At 69.9% G+C, this 16,952-nt stretch carries 17 protein-coding genes; 13 read left to right on the top strand and 4 right to left on the bottom strand.

Going from position 1 to position 16,952, the window contains the following annotated elements:
• The first annotated feature begins 139 nt into the window (after positions 1-139).
• The 3 genes from EXE51_RS01280 (at position 140) to EXE51_RS01270 (ending at position 3,068) form a co-directional block, all read left to right on the top strand.
• Positions 140-862: a metal-dependent hydrolase gene (locus EXE51_RS01280; protein ID WP_049929617.1), complete on the top strand. Its 723-nt coding sequence runs from the start codon at positions 140-142 to the stop codon at positions 860-862.
• A 315-nt stretch (positions 863-1,177) separates the two neighbouring features.
• Positions 1,178-2,575 carry a sugar porter family MFS transporter gene (locus EXE51_RS01275; RefSeq protein ID WP_086215872.1) on the top strand — a complete coding sequence of 466 codons (1,398 nt, stop codon included), beginning with the start codon at positions 1,178-1,180 and terminating at the stop codon, positions 2,573-2,575.
• A 94-nt stretch (positions 2,576-2,669) separates the two neighbouring features.
• Positions 2,670-3,068: an OsmC family protein gene (locus EXE51_RS01270; RefSeq protein ID WP_086215873.1), complete on the top strand. Its 399-nt coding sequence runs from the start codon at positions 2,670-2,672 to the stop codon at positions 3,066-3,068.
• Positions 3,069-3,107: 39 nt separating this feature from the next.
• Here EXE51_RS01270 and EXE51_RS01265 read toward each other — a convergent pair whose 3' ends face one another.
• Together EXE51_RS01265 and EXE51_RS01260 are read right to left on the bottom strand one after the other, a co-directional pair.
• On the bottom strand, positions 3,108-5,699 hold the full coding sequence (locus tag EXE51_RS01265; RefSeq protein ID WP_137691902.1) for a PAS domain S-box protein: 2,592 nt from the start codon (positions 5,697-5,699) through the stop codon (positions 3,108-3,110).
• 218 nt (positions 5,700-5,917) lie between these two features.
• A complete protein-coding gene (locus EXE51_RS01260) occupies positions 5,918-6,583 on the bottom strand; it encodes an O-methyltransferase (RefSeq protein ID WP_049929621.1) in 666 nt (221 codons plus the stop codon).
• A 131-nt stretch (positions 6,584-6,714) separates the two neighbouring features.
• Between EXE51_RS01260 and EXE51_RS01255 the strand changes: the two genes are divergently transcribed.
• A complete protein-coding gene (locus tag EXE51_RS01255; RefSeq protein ID WP_049929622.1) occupies positions 6,715-8,388 on the top strand; it encodes a methylmalonyl-CoA mutase in 1,674 nt (557 codons plus the stop codon).
• Positions 8,389-8,427: 39 nt separating this feature from the next.
• Here the strand turns inward: EXE51_RS01255 and EXE51_RS01250 are convergent, their stop codons facing one another.
• Positions 8,428-9,231: a formate/nitrite transporter family protein gene (locus EXE51_RS01250; protein ID WP_049929623.1), complete on the bottom strand. Its 804-nt coding sequence runs from the start codon at positions 9,229-9,231 to the stop codon at positions 8,428-8,430.
• A gap of 112 nt (positions 9,232-9,343) precedes the next feature.
• On the opposite strand from EXE51_RS01250, the gene mce reads away from it, so the two are divergent.
• The gene (gene mce / locus EXE51_RS01245) at positions 9,344-9,730 is read left to right on the top strand and encodes a methylmalonyl-CoA epimerase (RefSeq protein WP_049929624.1); all 387 of its coding nucleotides are present in this window, start codon (positions 9,344-9,346) and stop codon (positions 9,728-9,730) included.
• Between the two features lie 31 nt (positions 9,731-9,761).
• Here mce and EXE51_RS01240 read toward each other — a convergent pair whose 3' ends face one another.
• Positions 9,762-11,924: a S9 family peptidase gene (locus EXE51_RS01240; RefSeq protein WP_137691901.1), complete on the bottom strand. Its 2,163-nt coding sequence runs from the start codon at positions 11,922-11,924 to the stop codon at positions 9,762-9,764.
• Positions 11,925-12,056: 132 nt separating this feature from the next.
• Here EXE51_RS01240 and EXE51_RS01235 point away from each other — a divergent pair, with 132 nt between their 5' ends.
• From EXE51_RS01235 to EXE51_RS01200, 8 genes are all read left to right on the top strand, one after another.
• Complete coding sequence (locus EXE51_RS01235; RefSeq protein WP_137691900.1) at positions 12,057-12,734, top strand: cyclase family protein; 678 nt, start codon at positions 12,057-12,059, stop codon at positions 12,732-12,734.
• Positions 12,735-12,835: 101 nt separating this feature from the next.
• On the top strand, positions 12,836-13,117 hold the full coding sequence (locus EXE51_RS01230; RefSeq protein WP_004595867.1) for a 50S ribosomal protein L44e: 282 nt from the start codon (positions 12,836-12,838) through the stop codon (positions 13,115-13,117).
• Between the two features lie 2 nt (positions 13,118-13,119).
• Positions 13,120-13,293: a 30S ribosomal protein S27e gene (locus EXE51_RS01225; protein WP_004595868.1), complete on the top strand. Its 174-nt coding sequence runs from the start codon at positions 13,120-13,122 to the stop codon at positions 13,291-13,293.
• An 18-nt stretch (positions 13,294-13,311) separates the two neighbouring features.
• Positions 13,312-14,112: a translation initiation factor IF-2 subunit alpha gene (locus tag EXE51_RS01220; RefSeq protein ID WP_049929626.1), complete on the top strand. Its 801-nt coding sequence runs from the start codon at positions 13,312-13,314 to the stop codon at positions 14,110-14,112.
• A gap of 52 nt (positions 14,113-14,164) precedes the next feature.
• Positions 14,165-14,344 carry an RNA-protein complex protein Nop10 gene (locus tag EXE51_RS01215; RefSeq protein WP_049929627.1) on the top strand — a complete coding sequence of 60 codons (180 nt, stop codon included), beginning with the start codon at positions 14,165-14,167 and terminating at the stop codon, positions 14,342-14,344.
• Between the two features lie 77 nt (positions 14,345-14,421).
• Complete coding sequence (locus tag EXE51_RS01210) at positions 14,422-15,174, top strand: proteasome assembly chaperone family protein (RefSeq protein ID WP_049929628.1); 753 nt, start codon at positions 14,422-14,424, stop codon at positions 15,172-15,174.
• Positions 15,175-15,301: 127 nt separating this feature from the next.
• Positions 15,302-16,468, top strand: a complete 1,167-nt coding sequence (locus EXE51_RS01205; protein ID WP_086215881.1) for a thiolase domain-containing protein — start codon at positions 15,302-15,304, stop codon at positions 16,466-16,468.
• Positions 16,465-16,929: a Zn-ribbon domain-containing OB-fold protein gene (locus EXE51_RS01200; protein WP_049929630.1), complete on the top strand. Its 465-nt coding sequence runs from the start codon at positions 16,465-16,467 to the stop codon at positions 16,927-16,929. Before EXE51_RS01205 ends, EXE51_RS01200 begins: the two co-directional genes overlap by 4 nt.
• The last annotated feature ends 23 nt before the right edge of the window (positions 16,930-16,952 follow it).

The raw sequence follows: 16,952 nt of genomic DNA, 5'->3' as shown, positions 1-16,952 counted from the left end.
AAACTGCGAAGACGAGACGAACAGACACCGCCGGTCGCGGTGCGGACCGGTTCGCCGTGGCCCCGCTCTCTATCGCGCGCCGATTGGGATCCGCAGCGTCGAGTTTTATTACCGTTCGCCGAGACGCATCGAACGGACCATGGAACTCACCTGGCACGGCCACTCCACGTGGCACGTCGTCGTCGACGACACGGAGCTGCTCATCGACCCGTTCTTCGACAACCCGAAGACCGACGTCGATCCCGCGGACCTCGACCCCGATTACCTGCTCTTGACCCACGGCCACGCGGACCACATCGCCGACGCGGCCGAGTTCGAGGACGCCACCGTGGTCGCCACCCCGGAGCTGACCGCCTACGTCCAAGAGAACTTCGGCCTCGAGAACACCGTGCCGGCCGGGGGGATGAACATCGGCGGCACCGTCGAGTGCGGCGACGCGTGGGTGACGATGGTCCGGGCGGACCACTCGAACGGCATCGAGAACGACCCGGACTACGCCGGCGGCATGCCGACCGGCTTCGTCGTGGGCGACAAGAAGCCGACCCAGGAGTCCGACCCGGACTGTACCACCTTCTATCACGCCGGCGACACGGGCCTGATGTCCGAGATGGTCGACGTGATCGCGCCGTACCTCGAGCCGGACGCCGCCGCCTTGCCCGCCGGCGACCACTTCACCATGGGGCCCGCCGGCGCGGGAATCGCCGCCGACTGGGTCGGCGCCGACGTCGTCTTCCCGATGCACTACGACTCGTTCGGCCCGATCGAGATCGAGACGCAGGAGTTCGTCAGCGAGGTGAAGGCGGCGGGGGCCGCCGCCGAGCCCGTCGTCCTGGACGGCGACGAGACGTACACGCTGGAGTAGCGCGAGGGGCGTCCCGTGCCCACGGCGACGGGGCTCCGACCGGGCTCTTTTCGCGAAACGACGACGCGTCCGCGGAGCGCGAGGGCCGCGCGAGGCACCGTTTCGAGCCCGCGTTCGGCGTACCACTGTCACGCGTCGAGTCCCGACTGCCGGGCGGACCGGTAATAAGATACTATTCGGATCCGAATAAATATAAGCCGTCCCAGTGGTAGATTTCGTCGCGCTCCGCTGACAGAAATATATTGGATATACGTAAATTAATAATAAATCAGAAGTCTTCTAAATAAAAGATGATTAGCGCCGGATCGGTACACCATGTCAACCGCCGATATGCGGGCCGCGATACGCGGAGACGGGGGACGGTTCGTGTACATCGTCTCCGCGCTCGCGGCGCTCAACGGACTCCTGTTCGGGTTCGACACGGGGATCATCTCCGGAGCCATCCTCTTCATCGACACCGCCTTTGAGCTGAGTCCCTTGGTGGAGGGGATCGTGGTCAGCGGCGCGATGGTCGGCGCGGCGGCCGGCGCGGCCGTCGGCGGGCAGCTGTCCGACCGAATCGGCCGCAAGCGCTTTATCCTGCTGTCGGCCGGGGTGTTCTTCCTCGGCTCGTTCCTCATGGCGGTCGCGCCCACCGTCGAGGTGCTCGTCGCGGGGCGGATGATCGACGGGATCGCCATCGGGTTCGCGTCGATCGTCGGCCCGCTGTACATCTCCGAGATTGCGCCCCCCGCCGTCCGCGGGGGGCTCACCTCGCTGAACCAGCTGATGGTCACCGTGGGGATCCTCTCGTCGTACTTCGTCAACTACGCCTTCTCCGGCTCCGGATCGTGGCGGATCATGCTCGGCGCGGGGATGGTCCCCGCCCTCGTGCTCGCCGCGGGGATGTCCCGGATGCCGGAGAGCCCGCGGTGGCTCTACGAGCGGGGCCGGACCGACGAGGCTCGCGCCGTCCTCCGTCGCACGCGCGACGGGGATATCGAGTCGGAGCTGTCGGAGATCGAAGCGACCGTCGAGGCCCAGTCCGGGAACGGGGTCCGCGACCTGCTCAGCCCGTGGATGCGCCCGGCGCTGATCGTCGGCCTCGGGCTCGCAGTCTTCCAACAGGTCACCGGGATCAACGCCGTGATGTACTACGCGCCGACGATACTGGAGTCGACCGCGCTCGGCAGCTCGCAGTCGATCCTCGCCTCGGTCGCCATCGGGACGGTCAACGTCGTCATGACCGTCGTCGCGATCCTCCTCGTCGACCGCGTCGGGCGGCGGCCCCTCCTGCTCGTCGGGACCGGTGGGATGATCGGGTCGCTCACCGTCGCCGGCCTTGTCTTCCAGTTCGCGGACCCGACCGGCGGAATGGGGTGGCTGGCGACGCTGACGCTGGTCTCGTTCGTCGCGTTCTTCGCCATCGGGCTCGGTCCGGTGTTCTGGCTGCTGATCTCCGAAATCTATCCGCTCGCCGTCCGGGGGAGCGCGATGGGGTTGGTGACCGTCGCCAACTGGCTCGCGAACCTCGTGGTGGCGCTCTCGTTCCCCGTGCTGCTCGACGGGATCGGCACGCCGATGACGTTCTGGCTGTTCGGCGCGTGTAGCCTCGTCGCGCTGCTTTTCACCTACCGCGTCGTGCCCGAGACGAACGGCCGGACGCTGGAGGCGATCGAGGCCGACCTCCGGGGGGCGACGGGACTGGGGTCCGACGCGTCAGAAGACGACTGAGGCCGGTCCGCCGCCCTCGGCGACGGGTCGCGGCGGTGTCGGCGTGCCGATGGCGGTAACTTTTATCCCCGCGAGTCCGAACTGCGAGACGACTATGGCAGACATCGAGACATCCACAGTTTCCGAGTCCGGATACGCCAGCACGAGTCAGGTCGGCGAGTTCGACCTCCAGATCGACGCGACCGACGAGACGGGACCGAACCCGAACGCGACGCTCGTCGCCACGTACGCCTCCTGTTACCTCCCGGCGTTCCGCGTCGGCGGCAGCCAGCGCGGCGAGGAGGAGCTCGGGCAGATCCAGATCGACGCCAGCGCCGAGCTGGACGACCACGACGACCTCGAGTCGATCGCCTTCGACGTCCACGTCGAGGCCGACCTCGACGACGAGACCGCCGCGGACATCGCCGAGCGCGCCGAGGGTATCTGCCACGTTCACAGCGCTCTCCGCGAGGAGCTGAACGCCGACGTCAGCGTCTACACCGGCGCGTTCTGAGCCGGGTCAACGCGGTCTTCTCTTTCCCGCGCCGTACGCTCAGCCCGACGACTCGGCGGTCTCCGCGGGCGACTCCGGCCGGTCGACGCCGGTGAACTCGAACCGAGCGCCGCCGCGTTCCCCCTCCGTCACCGTGACCTCCCAGCCGTGCGCCTCGGCGATGCGCTGGACGATGGAGAGCCCGAACCCGGTGCCGGTCTCCGAAGTCGTGTAGCCGCTCTCGAACACCTCGTCGCGGCGGTCCGCGTCGATCCCGGGGCCGTCGTCCGCGACGTAGAACCCGTCCGGGAGGTCGCCGACGACGACGCGGTCCCCGCCGTGTTCGTCGGCGTTGCGGAACAGGTTCCCGAGCAGCTGGCCGACCCGCCCGGAGTCGGCGCAGATCTCGCCGTCGGCCTCGACCGCGACCGTGACGCGAGGCTCTCCCTCCGTCTCGTCGCCGCCGAAGGGGTCCTCGCCCTCGGCCGACCCGAACGCGTCGTCGCTGTACCGGGCGGCCAGCTCGCCCAGGTGGACGGGCTCGAACGAGCCGACCGCCTCGCCCTGTTTGGCGAGCGTCAGGACGTCCTCGATGAGTCGCTCCATCTCGTCGAGCGCGCGCTCGCACCGGTCGAAGTACGAGTCGTCCCCGGTCTCGCGGGCGAGACGCAGGTACCCCGAGAGGACGTTGAGGGGGTTCCGGAGGTCGTGTGAGACGATGCTCGCAAACTCGTCGAGCCGCTCGTTCTCCCGTTCGATCCGGCGCTCGTACGCCTTCCGCTCGGAGATGTCCCGGCTGCTCGCGAGGAACCGGTCTTCCCCCCGAACGTCGATGCGTCGCACGTGGACCTCGACGGGGAACGTCGACCCGTCCGCGCGGGTGAACGTCGTCTCCAGCCGCACCGTCTCGTCCATCTCCAACCCCTGCCAGAGCCGTATCCCTTCGTCGGGCTCCAGCTCCGCGTCGACCTCCCATACGTCCATCCCGACGACCTCGTCGCGGTCGTACCCCAGCTCTCGGGTCATCTCCCGGTTGGCGTCGACGATCTCTCCCCCCTCGTCGTGGATGTCGATCATGTCGGGAGACCCCTCGAACAGCGCTTCGAGGCGCGCCGAGGTGCGTTCGAGCCGGCGCTGGCGCCGTCGCTGCTCGGTCACGTCCCGAGAGATGCCGAGGACGCCGTCGAGCTCGCCGTCGATGACCAGCCGGCTGAAGTCGTAGTCGACGATGGCGTCCGACTTCGTCGGCAAGTCGACTTCCGTCGTCCCGGTCAGCGAGTCGCGGTCACCCTCGACGAGCGCCCGCCACGGGTCCCCGTCGCTCGCCGCTCGAACACGCTCAACGAGGCGACTCGGCTCGCCGGCGAGCCCCTCCGGAGCGGCGTCGTACACCTCGGCGAGGTGGTCGTTGACGAGGGCGAACCGGCCGTTCGCGTCGTATGTACAGACGGACTCGGGCAGCTCGTCGACGATCCGCCGGTACCGTTCGAGGTCGCGTTCGCGCTCCTTCTCGTCGGTGACGTCGATGTGGATCCCGACGGCCCGCCGGGGCTCGCCGTCGTCGGTCCACTCGACGACACGACCGCGGTCGCGGATCCACTTCCAGTCGCCCGACTCCGTCCGCATCCGGTAGTCCGACTGGTAGAGGTCCGACTCGCCGGCGAAGTGAGCCTCGATGGCGCTCCACGCGGCGTCGATGTCGTCGGGGTGAACCCGCTCTTCCCAAGTGCCGAGCTCGAACGCCAACTCGTCGCGCTCGTGCCCCAGTATCGCCGCCCACCGCTCGTCGAACCGGACCTCGTCCGTCCGGACGTTCCAGTCCCAGACGCCAATGTCGGCGCCTTCCACGGCCAGCTGAAGGCGCTCGGAGAGCTCGCGGAGCTCTCGCTCCCGCTCTCGCCGCTCGGTCACGTCGCGGAAGTACAGCGCCCGCCCGCCGGGGGCCGGGTACGCGTTCACCACGAGGTCCGCGCCGAGCCGGTCGACGTGGTATTCGAACCGCTTCCCCTCGCCGGTCTCGGCGACCTCGCGCAGCGCCGTCTCGGCGTCGGTGCCGACGATCTCCGGGAACAGGTCCCAGATCCGCTCGCCGAGCACCTCATCCGGGTCGCGCTCGATGAACTCGGCGGCCCGCCCGTTGAGGTACGTCAGCCGCCACTCGGCGTCGAGTTCGCAGAAGGCGTCGCTGGTGTGCTCCAAGTGCGTGGCGAGCCGACGGTCGTCCCGCGTCTCCGAGACGAGTTCGGTCACCGCGCCCGCGAGCCGCGCGTACTGGTCGGCGGGCTCGCTCCGCCTGACGTACTCGTCGACCCCGGCGGAGATCGCCTCACTGGCGACCGCTTCGGACCCCGATCCGGTGAACAGGACGAAGGGCACGTCGCCGTGTCTGTCACGGACCGTTTCGAGCAGGTCGACCCCGTCGGTCTCCGCCAGTTCGTAGCCGGACACCACGCAGTCGAACGTCGCCGTGGACAGTGCGTCGAGCGCCGCGTCGGCGTCGACCGCCGTTCGCACCTCGATCCGGTCGTCGCGCGACTCGAGCCGCGAGGCGGCCGCCTCTGCGAATCCCAGTCCCCCGTCGACGACGAGCACGCGGACCGGCGACGCCGCTTTCGCTCCGGCCGTCCCGTCGGCTCTGTTCGCTCCGCTCATCCGGACTGATGTTTTCTATTCGACATGATAACCGTTTCGTTCGGTTTCACCGAATAACCGCCGAAACGGAGATACCGGAGCCAGCGGGGAGCAGCGCCGGCGCCGACGAGTACGCGAACCGGTGACGGTGCGTTCGCCCCGCCGTCCCGTCGGTCCCGTACGGTCCGCACACCCGGAGTAATATATGTAACTCGATATGATGACCGTTCCGTTCGATCTCATCGAACGACCGTCGAAACGGCGATTCCGGAGCCGACGGGGAGGATCGCCGTCTCCACCGCGTCGTCGGAGCGGACGGTCCCCACGTACTCGCCGATGCCGCGCGTCGCTCCGTCGACGGCGTCGTCCGGCAGCGGCTCGCCCGCCTCGAAGTGTGCGACGAGGGTCTCGAAGTCGATGGGCCCCCGGGCGATGTTGTCGGCGACGATCACGCCCCCGGACCGGACTTTCGGCAGGACGGTCCGGTAGGCGTCGGCGTACCGGCCCTTCTGGTGGTCGATGAGGACCACGTCGAAGGGCCCGTCGTAGCGGTCGACCGTCTCCATCGCGTCGCCGACCTCGAAGGTGACGCCGTCGGCGTAGCCGTGGTCGGCGGCGAACGCGACGCCGCGCTCGGCCTCGTCGGCGTCGAACTCGGTACAGACCACGCTCTCGGCGCCGCCGCGGAGGAACCACGTTGCCGAGTAGCCGAAGCCGGAGCCGAACTCGAAGACGCGGTCGGCGTCCGTCAGCCGCGCGAGCAGCCGGAGGACCGCCCCCGCCTCGGGACCGATGATCGGGAACCCCCACTCGTCGGCGAGGTCGGCCATCTCCGCTTGGACCGCGGTGTGGTCCGGCGCGGTCGCGGCGAGGAAGCGGCGCGCGGGGTCCGTGAGTACGTCCATGCGGCCGTGTCGAACGCGGGATACTTAAATCGCCCCCGCGAGGACGGGGTGCCGTGGCGCCGCCGGTCGCGCGGCCCGCGCCCGCCCGTCCCTGAAAACTGTTAAGTCCCGTTCGGTCGACCGATTTAGTAATGTACGACCCTGAGGAACTCGCCGAGATCCGGGAGGGCAAGGAGTCGTGGGAGGCGGGCACCTACGGCGAGACGGTCGACCGGTTCGGCGAGCGCGAGGAGACGTTCACCACCGACACCGGCGGGCAGGAGGTCGATCCGCTGTACACGCCGGCGGACGTCGACCTGGACTACCGCGAGGACCTCGGTTACCCCGGAGAGGAGCCGTACACCCGCGGCGTCTACTCGACGATGCACCGCGGGCGGCTCTGGACGATGCGCCAGTACGCCGGGATGGGCACCGCGGCGGAGACGAACGAGCGGTTCCGCTACCTCATCGACGAGGGCTCGTCGGGGCTGTCGATGGCGTTCGACCTCCCGACGCAGATGGGGTACGACTCCGACGCCGCGATGGCCGAGGGGGAGGTCGGGCGCTCCGGCGTCGCCATCGACACCCTCGACGACTTCGAGACCGTCTTCGACTCGATCCCCCTCGACGAGGTGTCCACGTCGATGACGATCAACGCGCCCGCCGCGGTGCTGCTCGCGATGTACGTCGCGATGGGGGACAAGCAGGGCGTCCCGCGCGAGCAGCTCCGCGGGACGATCCAGAACGACATCATGAAGGAGTACATCGCGCGGAACCTCTACATCTACCCGCCGAAGGAGTCGATGCGGCTGATCACGGACATCTTCGAGTTCTGCGCGGCGGAGACCCCGAAGTTCAACACGATATCCATCTCGGGGTACCACATCCGCGAGGCGGGGTCGACCGCGGCCCAAGAGATCGCCTTCACCCTCGGCGACGGGATCGAGTACGTCGAGGCGGCCCTCGACGCCGGGCTCGACGTCGACGAGTTCGCCCCGCAGCTCTCCTTCTTCTTCAACGCCCACAACAACATCTTCGAGGAGGCCGCGAAGTTCCGCGCCGCCCGCCGGATGTGGGCGAAGATCATGGACGAGCGGTTCGGCGCGGAGAACCCCAAGTCGAAGCAGCTGAAGTTCCACACCCAGACCGGCGGCTCGACGCTCACCGCCCAGCAGATCGAGAACAACGTCGTCCGCGTCTCCTATCAGGCGCTGGCCGCGGTCCTCGGCGGCACCCAGAGCCTCCACACGAACGGGAAGGACGAGGCGCTCGCGCTGCCGACGGAGAAGTCCGTCCGCACCGCGCTCCGCACCCAGCAGATCCTCGCGCACGAGTCGGGCGCCGCCGACACGATCGACCCGCTCGCCGGCTCGTACTACGTCGAGGACCTCACCGACGGGATCGAGGAGGAGGCGTTCGAGATCCTCGAGGAGGTCGACCGACGCGGCGGCATGCTGGAGGCCGTCGAGAGCGGCTGGGTCCAGCGCCAGATTCAGGACGTGGCCTTCGAGCGCCAGCAGGAGATCGAGGAGGGCGAACGGATCATCGTCGGCGTCAACGAGTTCGAGGTCGACGAGGAGCCCGAGATGGACTTAGAAGAGGTCGACCCCGATCAGGAGCAGAACCAGCGGGACCGCCTGAAGGGGGTCAAGGACGAGCGCGACGACGACGCGGTCGACGAGGCGCTCGCCGGACTGCGCGAGGCCGCACAGGGGACGGAGAACGTGATGCCGCACGTCGTCGACGCCGTGAAGGCGTACGCGACGGTCCAGGAGATATCGGACGTGCTCCGCGACGAGTTCGGGGAGTACAAGCCGGGGCGGTGAGGTCGGAGACGATCCGCGGTCGCCCCTGTCCGGGCGTTTTCAGTCCGCGCCGCGGACGACGTGACCGTACTTCAGCAGCGCGACGAACACCGCGCCGCCGACGGCGTTCCCGACCGTCGCCAGCGCGAGGAACGCGACGTAGTCCATCGGAGTGATCGCCGAGGAGACGATCAGCCCGAACAGTACCTCGACGTTGCCCGCGATCGAGTGCGGGAGGTGGAGCAGACCGATTGTTCCGGTGACTATCAACACGAGGAGGATCCGAGCGGTCGTGTCCTGCGCCGCCGCGACGAGCCACGCCAGCAGCCCCATGAGCCACCCGGCGAAGACGCCGCCGACGAACAGCCACGGGAGGTCGTGGTCGACCAGCTTCAACGCGATCGTCTCGAAGGAAGTCGGGTCGACGACGCCGAGTTCCGGCATCAGCAGCGTCACGAGCAGCGTGAACAGCAGCCCGCCGACGATGTTCCCCGCGTACACCAGTCCCCAGAGCCGGCCAAGCTGGCGGACCGAGGCCTGCCGATCGATCACCGGGATGACCGCCAGCGTCGTGTGTTCGGTGAAGAGCTCCGAGCGCCCCAGTATCACGAACATGAAGCCGACGGAGTAGACTGACGCCAACAGGAGCTCCGTCGTCAGATCGCCGAAGGTCCCCGGAGAAAGCGTCAACACGACTGCCATCATCAGCGGTCCGAACCCGATGTCGAGCCCGGCGGACAGTCCCGAGAGGAGGAGCCCGGACCGTTCGCGGTTCATCTCGTGGAGCCCGCTTTTGAGCAGCGACCCGAGGATGTTCCGCGAGGTCATCTGCTCCGTCGAGCCGCCTGTCTCTGAGTCGCTCACGGCTGGGTGATGATACGGGGTACGGCAGGGACGCACCCAAACCTTGGGATAGGGGCAGGGCGACCGGGAACCGCGCGGTCATTATAAGTCGACGCCGCCGGAACTGAACCGTATGCGCTTCGACCACGTCGGCGTCGCGACCCGCGACGCGACCGACTTAGCCGACCTGTTCGGCGGCCTGCTCGACGCCCCGGTCGCCCACGAGGAGACGTTCGACGACATGCGGATCGTCTTTCTCGAACTCGACGGTGGTGGGTACTTCGAGCTGCTCGAACCGGACGCTGGCGGGACGATCGCGGAGTATCTCGACCGCGAGGGACCGGGAGTTCACCACGTCGCGCTCGCGGTCGACGACCTGCCGGCGGCGCTCGACCACGCGCGCGACCTCGGTATCGACCTCGTCGACGAGGAACCGCGCCCGGGGGCGTGGGGCCACGAGGTCGCGTTCTGCCACCCGCGGTCCACCGGCGGCGTCCTCGTCGAGTTCGTCGAACACTGAGAGCGGTTCCGCCGGAGGGAGCCGCCGCGATTCAGTCCGCCGCCTCGATCGCCGGGTCGTGCGTCTCGTACCAGCCGAGAATCTTCTCTAGCCGGTGGATCGCGCGGTCCGGGTCACCGATGTTGTGGTGCTCGTCGGGGTAGACGACCAGCTCCGCGTCGACCCCCTGCTTGCGGGCGGCGACGTACAGCTGCTCCGACTGGGAGGGCGGACACCGCCAGTCCTCGCCGCCGGTCATCACGAGCAGCGGGGTCTCGATGTTCCCGGCGTCCAACATTGCCGTCGACGACGCGTACGCCTCGGGGTCCTCCCACGGGAGCCCGAACTCCGCCTCCAGCCAGACGTGGGTGTCGTCCGTGCCGAACGCCGAACGGAGGTCGTAGATGCCGTGCTCCGGCGCCGCGGCGGTGAACAGGTCCGGCTCCTGCGTGACGAGGAACCCCTGCGCGATGCCGCCGTACGAGAAGCCGTGGCCGAACACGCGGTCCGGGTCGACCCACCCGCGGTCCGCGAGCGACTCGACGCCCGCCGCGATGTCGTCGACCTCTGCGGTGCCCCACTTTCCGCTCAGTTCCGCGGTGAACTCCCGGCCGCGGGAGGTACCGCCGCGGTAGTTCGGCCGGAACACGAGGTACCCTCGGCTCGTCAGGGCGGCGTGGCCGAAGCTGAACACCGGCTCGTCGTACGACATCGGGCCGCCGTGGATCGCCACCACCAGCGGGTGGTCGCCGTCGTCCGGATCCACGTCGGGGCCGTGGTAGAGCACGCCGTCGAGCGTCCAGCCGTCAGACTCCCACTCGACGCGGCGGGCCTCCGGCATCGGGAACTCGTCGGTCAGCGACTCGTTGACGCTCGTGAGGCGGCGAAGGGAGTCGGGTTCGGCGGCCGCGTCGAGGTCGGTGACGTCGACCGCGTACAGGTCGGTCCCGGACTCCGGCTCAGAAAGGACCGTCACCGCGGTCGCCCCGTAGTCGGCGACGTCGAACCCGACCATGGCCCGGTCGCGGCCCTGCGCCTCGAAGACGCGCTCCGCGCTGCCGTCGGTCTCGACGCGGACCAACCGGGTGTGGCTCTCGTCGGCGATCCGGGTGTAGATCGACCCGTCGACCCACTCGACCCCGCCGCCGCGGGCGATCGTCCGGTCGAGAGCGGCAGTGACCGAGGTCGGGGCGTCGCGGTCGTCGGCATCCGGGTCGTCGCCTTCCCCCTCGGCGGCGTCGACGAGGTACACCTCCGCCGGCGCGGGCGGGTCGTCCGGGTCGCTCGCGGTCGTCGCGATCCGGTCGCCGTCCGGGTGCCACGCGGGCGCGCCGTGGGCGAGGTCGCCGCCCGTGAGCCGCTCCGCGTCGCCCCCGTCGGCCGACACCGCGTAGAGATCGCGGACGGTGGTGTCGTCGGGGCGGTCGAGCCGACAGGAGGTGAACGCGATCCGGTCGCCCGGCCCCCACGTCGGGTCCATGCCGGCGACGTCCTCGAACGCGCCGCCGCCGTGCGCGTCGTCGAGCCGCCGGGGGTCGGTCTCGGGGTCGTCGAGGTCGACGACGAAGAGGTACCGCGTCACGTCGTCGGTCCACCCGGCGCCGTTCACCTTGTGCTGAAGGCGGGTCGTCTCGATCGGGCCGCCCTCCTCGCGGACCTGGTCGAGGTACTCGGACTCCTCGTCGGTCGGGTCGCGCGACTCGATCACCAGTCGGTCGCCGTCGGGCGACCAGTCGAACCCGGCGACGCCCTCGTCGCGCTCGGTCACCTGTCGCGCGTCGCCGCCGAGGGCGAGGTCGAAGATCCACACCTGCGGCTTGGGCTCGTCGTCGCTGCCGAGGTGGTTCTCGCCCTCACCGTCGGCCGATTCGTCGTCCGCGTCGTCCTCGCTCGCGTCGCCCTCCGCGTCGCCCGCGTCCTCATCGTCGCGGTCCCGCCAGCCGACCCGCTTCTCGGCGTCGCGATCGCGGGCGGCCACGAACGCGAGGCGGTCGCCGTCGGGTCCCCACGTCGGCGAGGCGGCGCCCGACGCGCTCGTCATGCGGTGGGGCTCGCGGGAGCCGTCGGTCGGGACGACGAACAGCGAGGAGACCGCCTCGTCCGCGGCCTGGTCGTACTCGGTCGCGGTGAAGGCGACGCGGTCGCCCGCCGGTGAGACGGCGACCTCGCCGATCTGGGTCAGGTCGTAGTAGGCGTCGAGCGGCAGTTCCGACATGGAACCACCCAGCGGCGGGCGCAGGAAATACGTTCGGGCCGCGGAACCCCGCGGACGACGGCGGGCCGACCCCGTCGTGTCGGGGGCACTGACGGCGACCGACTTAACCGCGCCGCGGTCCGACCGCCGACCGTGTTCCGCGACCTCTCGCGACCGACCGAGACGGGGATGCCGACGTACCCGGGCGACCCCGACGTGACGCTCGCGCCCGACGCGACCCACGAGGCCGACGGGTACGCGACGAGCGAACTCCGGACCGGCACCCACGCGGGAACCCACGTCGACGCGCCTCGCCACACGCTCCCCGAGGGGGAGGCGATCGACGACCAGCCGGTCGGTCGGTTCGTCTTCGACGCGCGCCTCGTCGACCTTCGACCGCTGCAACCGCGAGCGGCGATTCCGCCCGAGGTGCTGCCCGAGCCGAGCGACCTCGACCCCGGCGTCGACCTCCTCGTCCTCCGCACCGGCTGGGCGTCTCACTGGGGGAGCGACCGGTACCGCGACCACCCGTACCTCACCGCGGCGGCCGTCGAGCGCTGTCGGGCCGCGGGCGTCGGGGTCGGCCTCGACACCTTCGGACCGGATCCGACGCCGGCGGCGAGCGGCGCGGCCGACGCGCGGTCGTCCGAACGGAACGAGCCGGACGGGACCCCCGCTCACGACGCGCTCTTGGGCGACTCGCTCCCGATCGTCGAGAACCTCCGCGCGCTCGACGGCCTCCCGTCGGGGTTTCGGCTGTACGCCTTCCCGCTCCGCCTTCGCGGCGCCGACGGGTCGCCGGTGCGCGCGGTGGCGGAGTGGGCGGACTGAGCGGCGCATCGGACGCTCGGTCAGGGGCGGCGCCTCGCCGGCGCCCCAGACCAAACCCGTTTTAAGCGTCGGCGACGAACCGCGTTTCAAGGTCGATATCCATGGAAATGCCACGCCGCTTCAACACGTACTGCCCCCACTGTGACTCCCACCACGAACACGAGGTGGAGAAGGTTCGATCGGGTCGCGCGACCGGAATGAAACGCGACGCTCGGCAGCGACGCCGCGCGCTCGCGACCATCGGCAACGCCGGCGGGTACTCGAAGGTGCCCGGCGGCGACAAGCCGACGAAGAAGACCCACCTGAAGTACCGCTGCGGCGACTGCGGGAAGGCTCACATGCGCGAGGGATGGCGCGCCGGCCGTCTCACGTTCCAGGAGTAAGCATGGCGGGAGACTTCCACCGCGTCGCCTGCGGCGACTGCGAGAACGAACAGGTCGTCTTCGGCAAGGCCTCCTCCACGGTGTCGTGTGCGGTCTGCGGCACGACCCTCGCGACCCCGACCGGCGGTGAGGCCGAGCTTCACGGCGAGATCGTCGAAACCGTTGAGGCGCGGTAACCGCCTCGCATCTCCGTCATGAAGTACAGCGGCTGGCCCGAACCCGGCGAACTAGTGGTTGGCGAAGTCGACGAGATAGCCGACTTCGGCGTGTTCGTCGACCTCGACGAGTACGAGGACAAGCGCGGCCTCTGCCACATCAGCGAGGTCGCCTCCGGCTGGATCAAGAACGTCCGCGACCACGTCCGCGAGGGACAGACGGTCGTGGCGAAGGTGTTGGAGATCGACGAGTCGTCGAACCAGATCGACCTCTCGATCAAAGACGTCAACGAACACCAGCGCAAGGAGACGATCCAAGACTGGAAGAACGCCCAGAAGGCCGACAACTGGATGCTGATCGCGCTCGGCGAGGACGTCGACGACGACCGCTACACGACGGTCGCGAACGCCCTCCTCGCGGAGTACGAGAGCCTCTACGACGCCTTCGAGGCGGCCGCGATCAGCGGCGACGAGGCGCTCGACGACGTCGACGTCGACGGCGACACCGTCGACGCGATCGTCACGGCCGCCCGCAACAACGTCTCCGTCCCGTACGTCGACGTGACCGGGTACGTCGACCTCGAGTCCGCGGCCCCCGACGGCGTCGACGACGTGCGCGACGCCCTCGCGGCGGCCGAGGGGAACGGCGAGATCCCGGACGGTGTCGACCTCGACGTCGGCTACGTCGGCTCACCAGAGTACCGGATCAAGGTCCGCGCGCCGAACTACAAGACGGCGGAGTCGCAGCTTGAGGCCGCCGCCGAGCGCGCCCGCGAGTCGATCGAGGCCGCCGGCGGCGCCGGCGAGTTCCACCGCGAGCGCCGCGAAGACGACGAGTAGCGCCGATCGGCCGAGGACACGACCGTTTTCCCGTAACACGACCCTTCTATCCGTGAAATCAGATATCCGCGTCTGCGCGAACTGGGAGCGCGTCCACGACCGACCGGTGTACGCGCTCGGCGATCGCTGCCCGGAGTGCGACGGTCCCACCGAGAACAGCGCGCCGGCCCCGTTCGGGCCGGAGGACCCGTACGGCGAGTACCGGCGGCGGGCGCGACGACGGACGGAGTGACCCCTCGGTCGGTCGCGAGGACGGTACCGACGCGCGAATAGCCACGCTCTTGTGACCGCCGCCCGGACGGACGGGACATGGAGGACATCGAGATCGACGAGGTCGCGACGCCGGAGCTGGACGACCCGGTGTTGATCGAGGGGCTGCCGGGCGTCGGCCACGTGGGGAAGCTGGCGGCCGAACACATCTTAGAGGAGTTCGACGGGGAGTTGGTCCGCCGGGTGTACGCCACGGAGTTCCCCCCGCAGGTGAGCGTCGACGACGAGGGGGTCGCGGAGCTGACCTGCGCGGAGTTCCACGCCGTCGAGACGGACGGCGCCGACCTGCTCGTGCTGACCGGCGACCACCAAGCCGGGTCGAACGCGGGCCACTACCGGCTCACCTCGACGTTCCTCGACGTCGCCGCGGAGTTCGGCGCCGAGCGCGCGTTCGCCCTCGGGGGCGTCCCGACCGGCGAACTCGTCGAGGAGTACACCGTCCTCGGCGCGGTCTCCGACGGCGACCTCACCGCCGACCTGGAGGACGCGGGCGTCGAGTTCCGCGCGGACGAACCGGCCGGCGGCATCGTCGGCGTCTCCGGCCTCGTGCTGGGGCTCGGCGGTCGCCGCGGCTTCGACGCCACGTGCCTGATGGGCGAGACGAGCGGCTACCTCGTCGACCCGAAGAGCGCGCGGGCCGTGCTGGAGGTCCTCGAAGCCGTCCTCGATCTGCGCGTCGACTACGAGAGCCTCGAGGACCGCGCCGAGGAGATGGAGGAGGTCGTCGGCAAGATCCGTGAGATGCAGGAGGGGCCGGCGGTGCCGGACGACGACCTCCGGTACATCGGCTGAGCGCGGGCAGACCCTCGACGCAGTCCGGCAATTTTTCTCTTCCTCGCCCACGCGCTGCTCCGCCGTCCGCCGACCGGGACTCCCGCTTCCGGCAGAGCTAAACCGCATCCCCGATCATCGTTCGTGTATGTCTGAGGTACGCGTCGCCGGTGTCGGGCTCACACCCTTCGGCAGCCACCCTGAACGGACCGGCCGCGATCTGTTCGCGGAGGCCGCGCTCCGGGCGTTCGAGGACGCCGCAGTGGCTCGGTCCGACGTCGAGGAGCTGAACTACGGGAACTTCATGGGCTCGCTCGCCGAGCACCAGGGCCACCAAGCGCCGCTGATGGCCGAGGCCGCCGGGGTCCGCTGCCCGGCGACGCGCTACGAGTCGGCCTGCGCGTCGGCCGGGGTCGCGGTCCGCGAGGCGGTCCGGACGGTGGCGGCCGGTGACGCCGACGTGGTCCTCGCGGGCGGAATGGAACGGATGACGAACCTCCCGACCGACGAGGTGACGGAGGGGCTCGCCATCGCCGCCGACGACCTATTCGAGGTCCGGTCGGGCGTGACGTTCCCCGGCGCGTACGCGCTCATGGCGAACGCGTACTTCGACGCCTACGGCGGGACCCGCGAGGACCTCGCGCACGTCGCGTCGAAGAACCACGCCAACGCGGTGCCGAACGAGTACGCCCAGTACCGGAAGGAGGTGTCCGTCGACGAGGCGATGGACGCCCCGCCGGTCGCGGAGCCGCTCCACCTGTACGACGCCTGTCCGATCACCGACGGCGCGAGCGCGCTCGTGCTCGTCTCCGAGGAGTACGCGGCCGACCGCGACCTCGACGCGCCGGTCGCGGTGACGGGGACCGGACAGGGGACCGACCGGATGGCGCTCGGCGACCGCGACAGCCTCGCGCGGACGCCCGCCGCGGACGACGCGGCCGACGCGGCCTACGCCGACGCCGACATCGGTGCCGACGCGGTCGACGTCGCGGAGGTCCACGACTGCTTCACCATCGCCGAGGTGCTGGCGCTGGAGTCGCTCGGACTGTTCGAGCCGGGTGAGGGGATCGCGGCGGCCCGAGAGGGCGTCACGACCGCCGACGGCGACCTCCCGGTGAACCTCTCCGGCGGCCTGAAAGCGAAGGGCCACCCGGTCGGCGCGACCGGCGGCTCGCAGATCGCGGAGCTGACCCGCCTACTGCGGGGCGACCACCCCAACAGCGACCACGTTCCGGACGCCGAGGTCGGCGTCGCGCACAATGCGGGCGGGACCGTCGCGAGCGCGGTCGTCCACGTGCTGGAGGTGGCGGAATGAGCGACGACGGCGCGGACGCGGCGGACGCCTCGTCGCCGACGGACCGAGAGTACGCCGAGTGGCTCGACGCGCTCGCAGACGGGGACGGGTTCGCGGTCGTCTGCCCGGAGGGGCACGGTTCCCTTCCCCCGCGGCGGGTGTGTCCCGAGTGCGGCTCCCCCGAACTCTCGCGGGAGCCCCTCGACGAGACGGGGACCGTCGAGACGTACAGCGTCGTCCACGTCCCCTCGCCGCGCTTCGCCGACGACGCGCCGTACGCGACCGCGGTGGTCGACTTCGGCCCGACGCGGCTCACCGGCGTGGTCCGCGACGGCGACGCGGAGCGAGACGGAGACGACGCCGCCCCGGCGGTCGCGATCGGCGACGCGGTGACGGTCGATATCGGCGAGCGGGCCACCGACGGCGAGCGGCTGGTCGCCTTCCGTCCGGCCGCCGGTGAGACCCCGGCCGAAGACGAGTGAGCCGCGAGCGGCGGGCTGACGGA

It is taken from the genome of Halorubrum sp. CGM5_25_10-8B (assembly GCF_005435095.1).
Lineage (GTDB): Archaea > Halobacteriota > Halobacteria > Halobacteriales > Haloferacaceae > Halorubrum > Halorubrum ezzemoulense.
The sequence above is the reverse complement of the archived record's forward strand: the minus strand, read 5'-3'. Positions and strand labels throughout refer to the sequence as shown.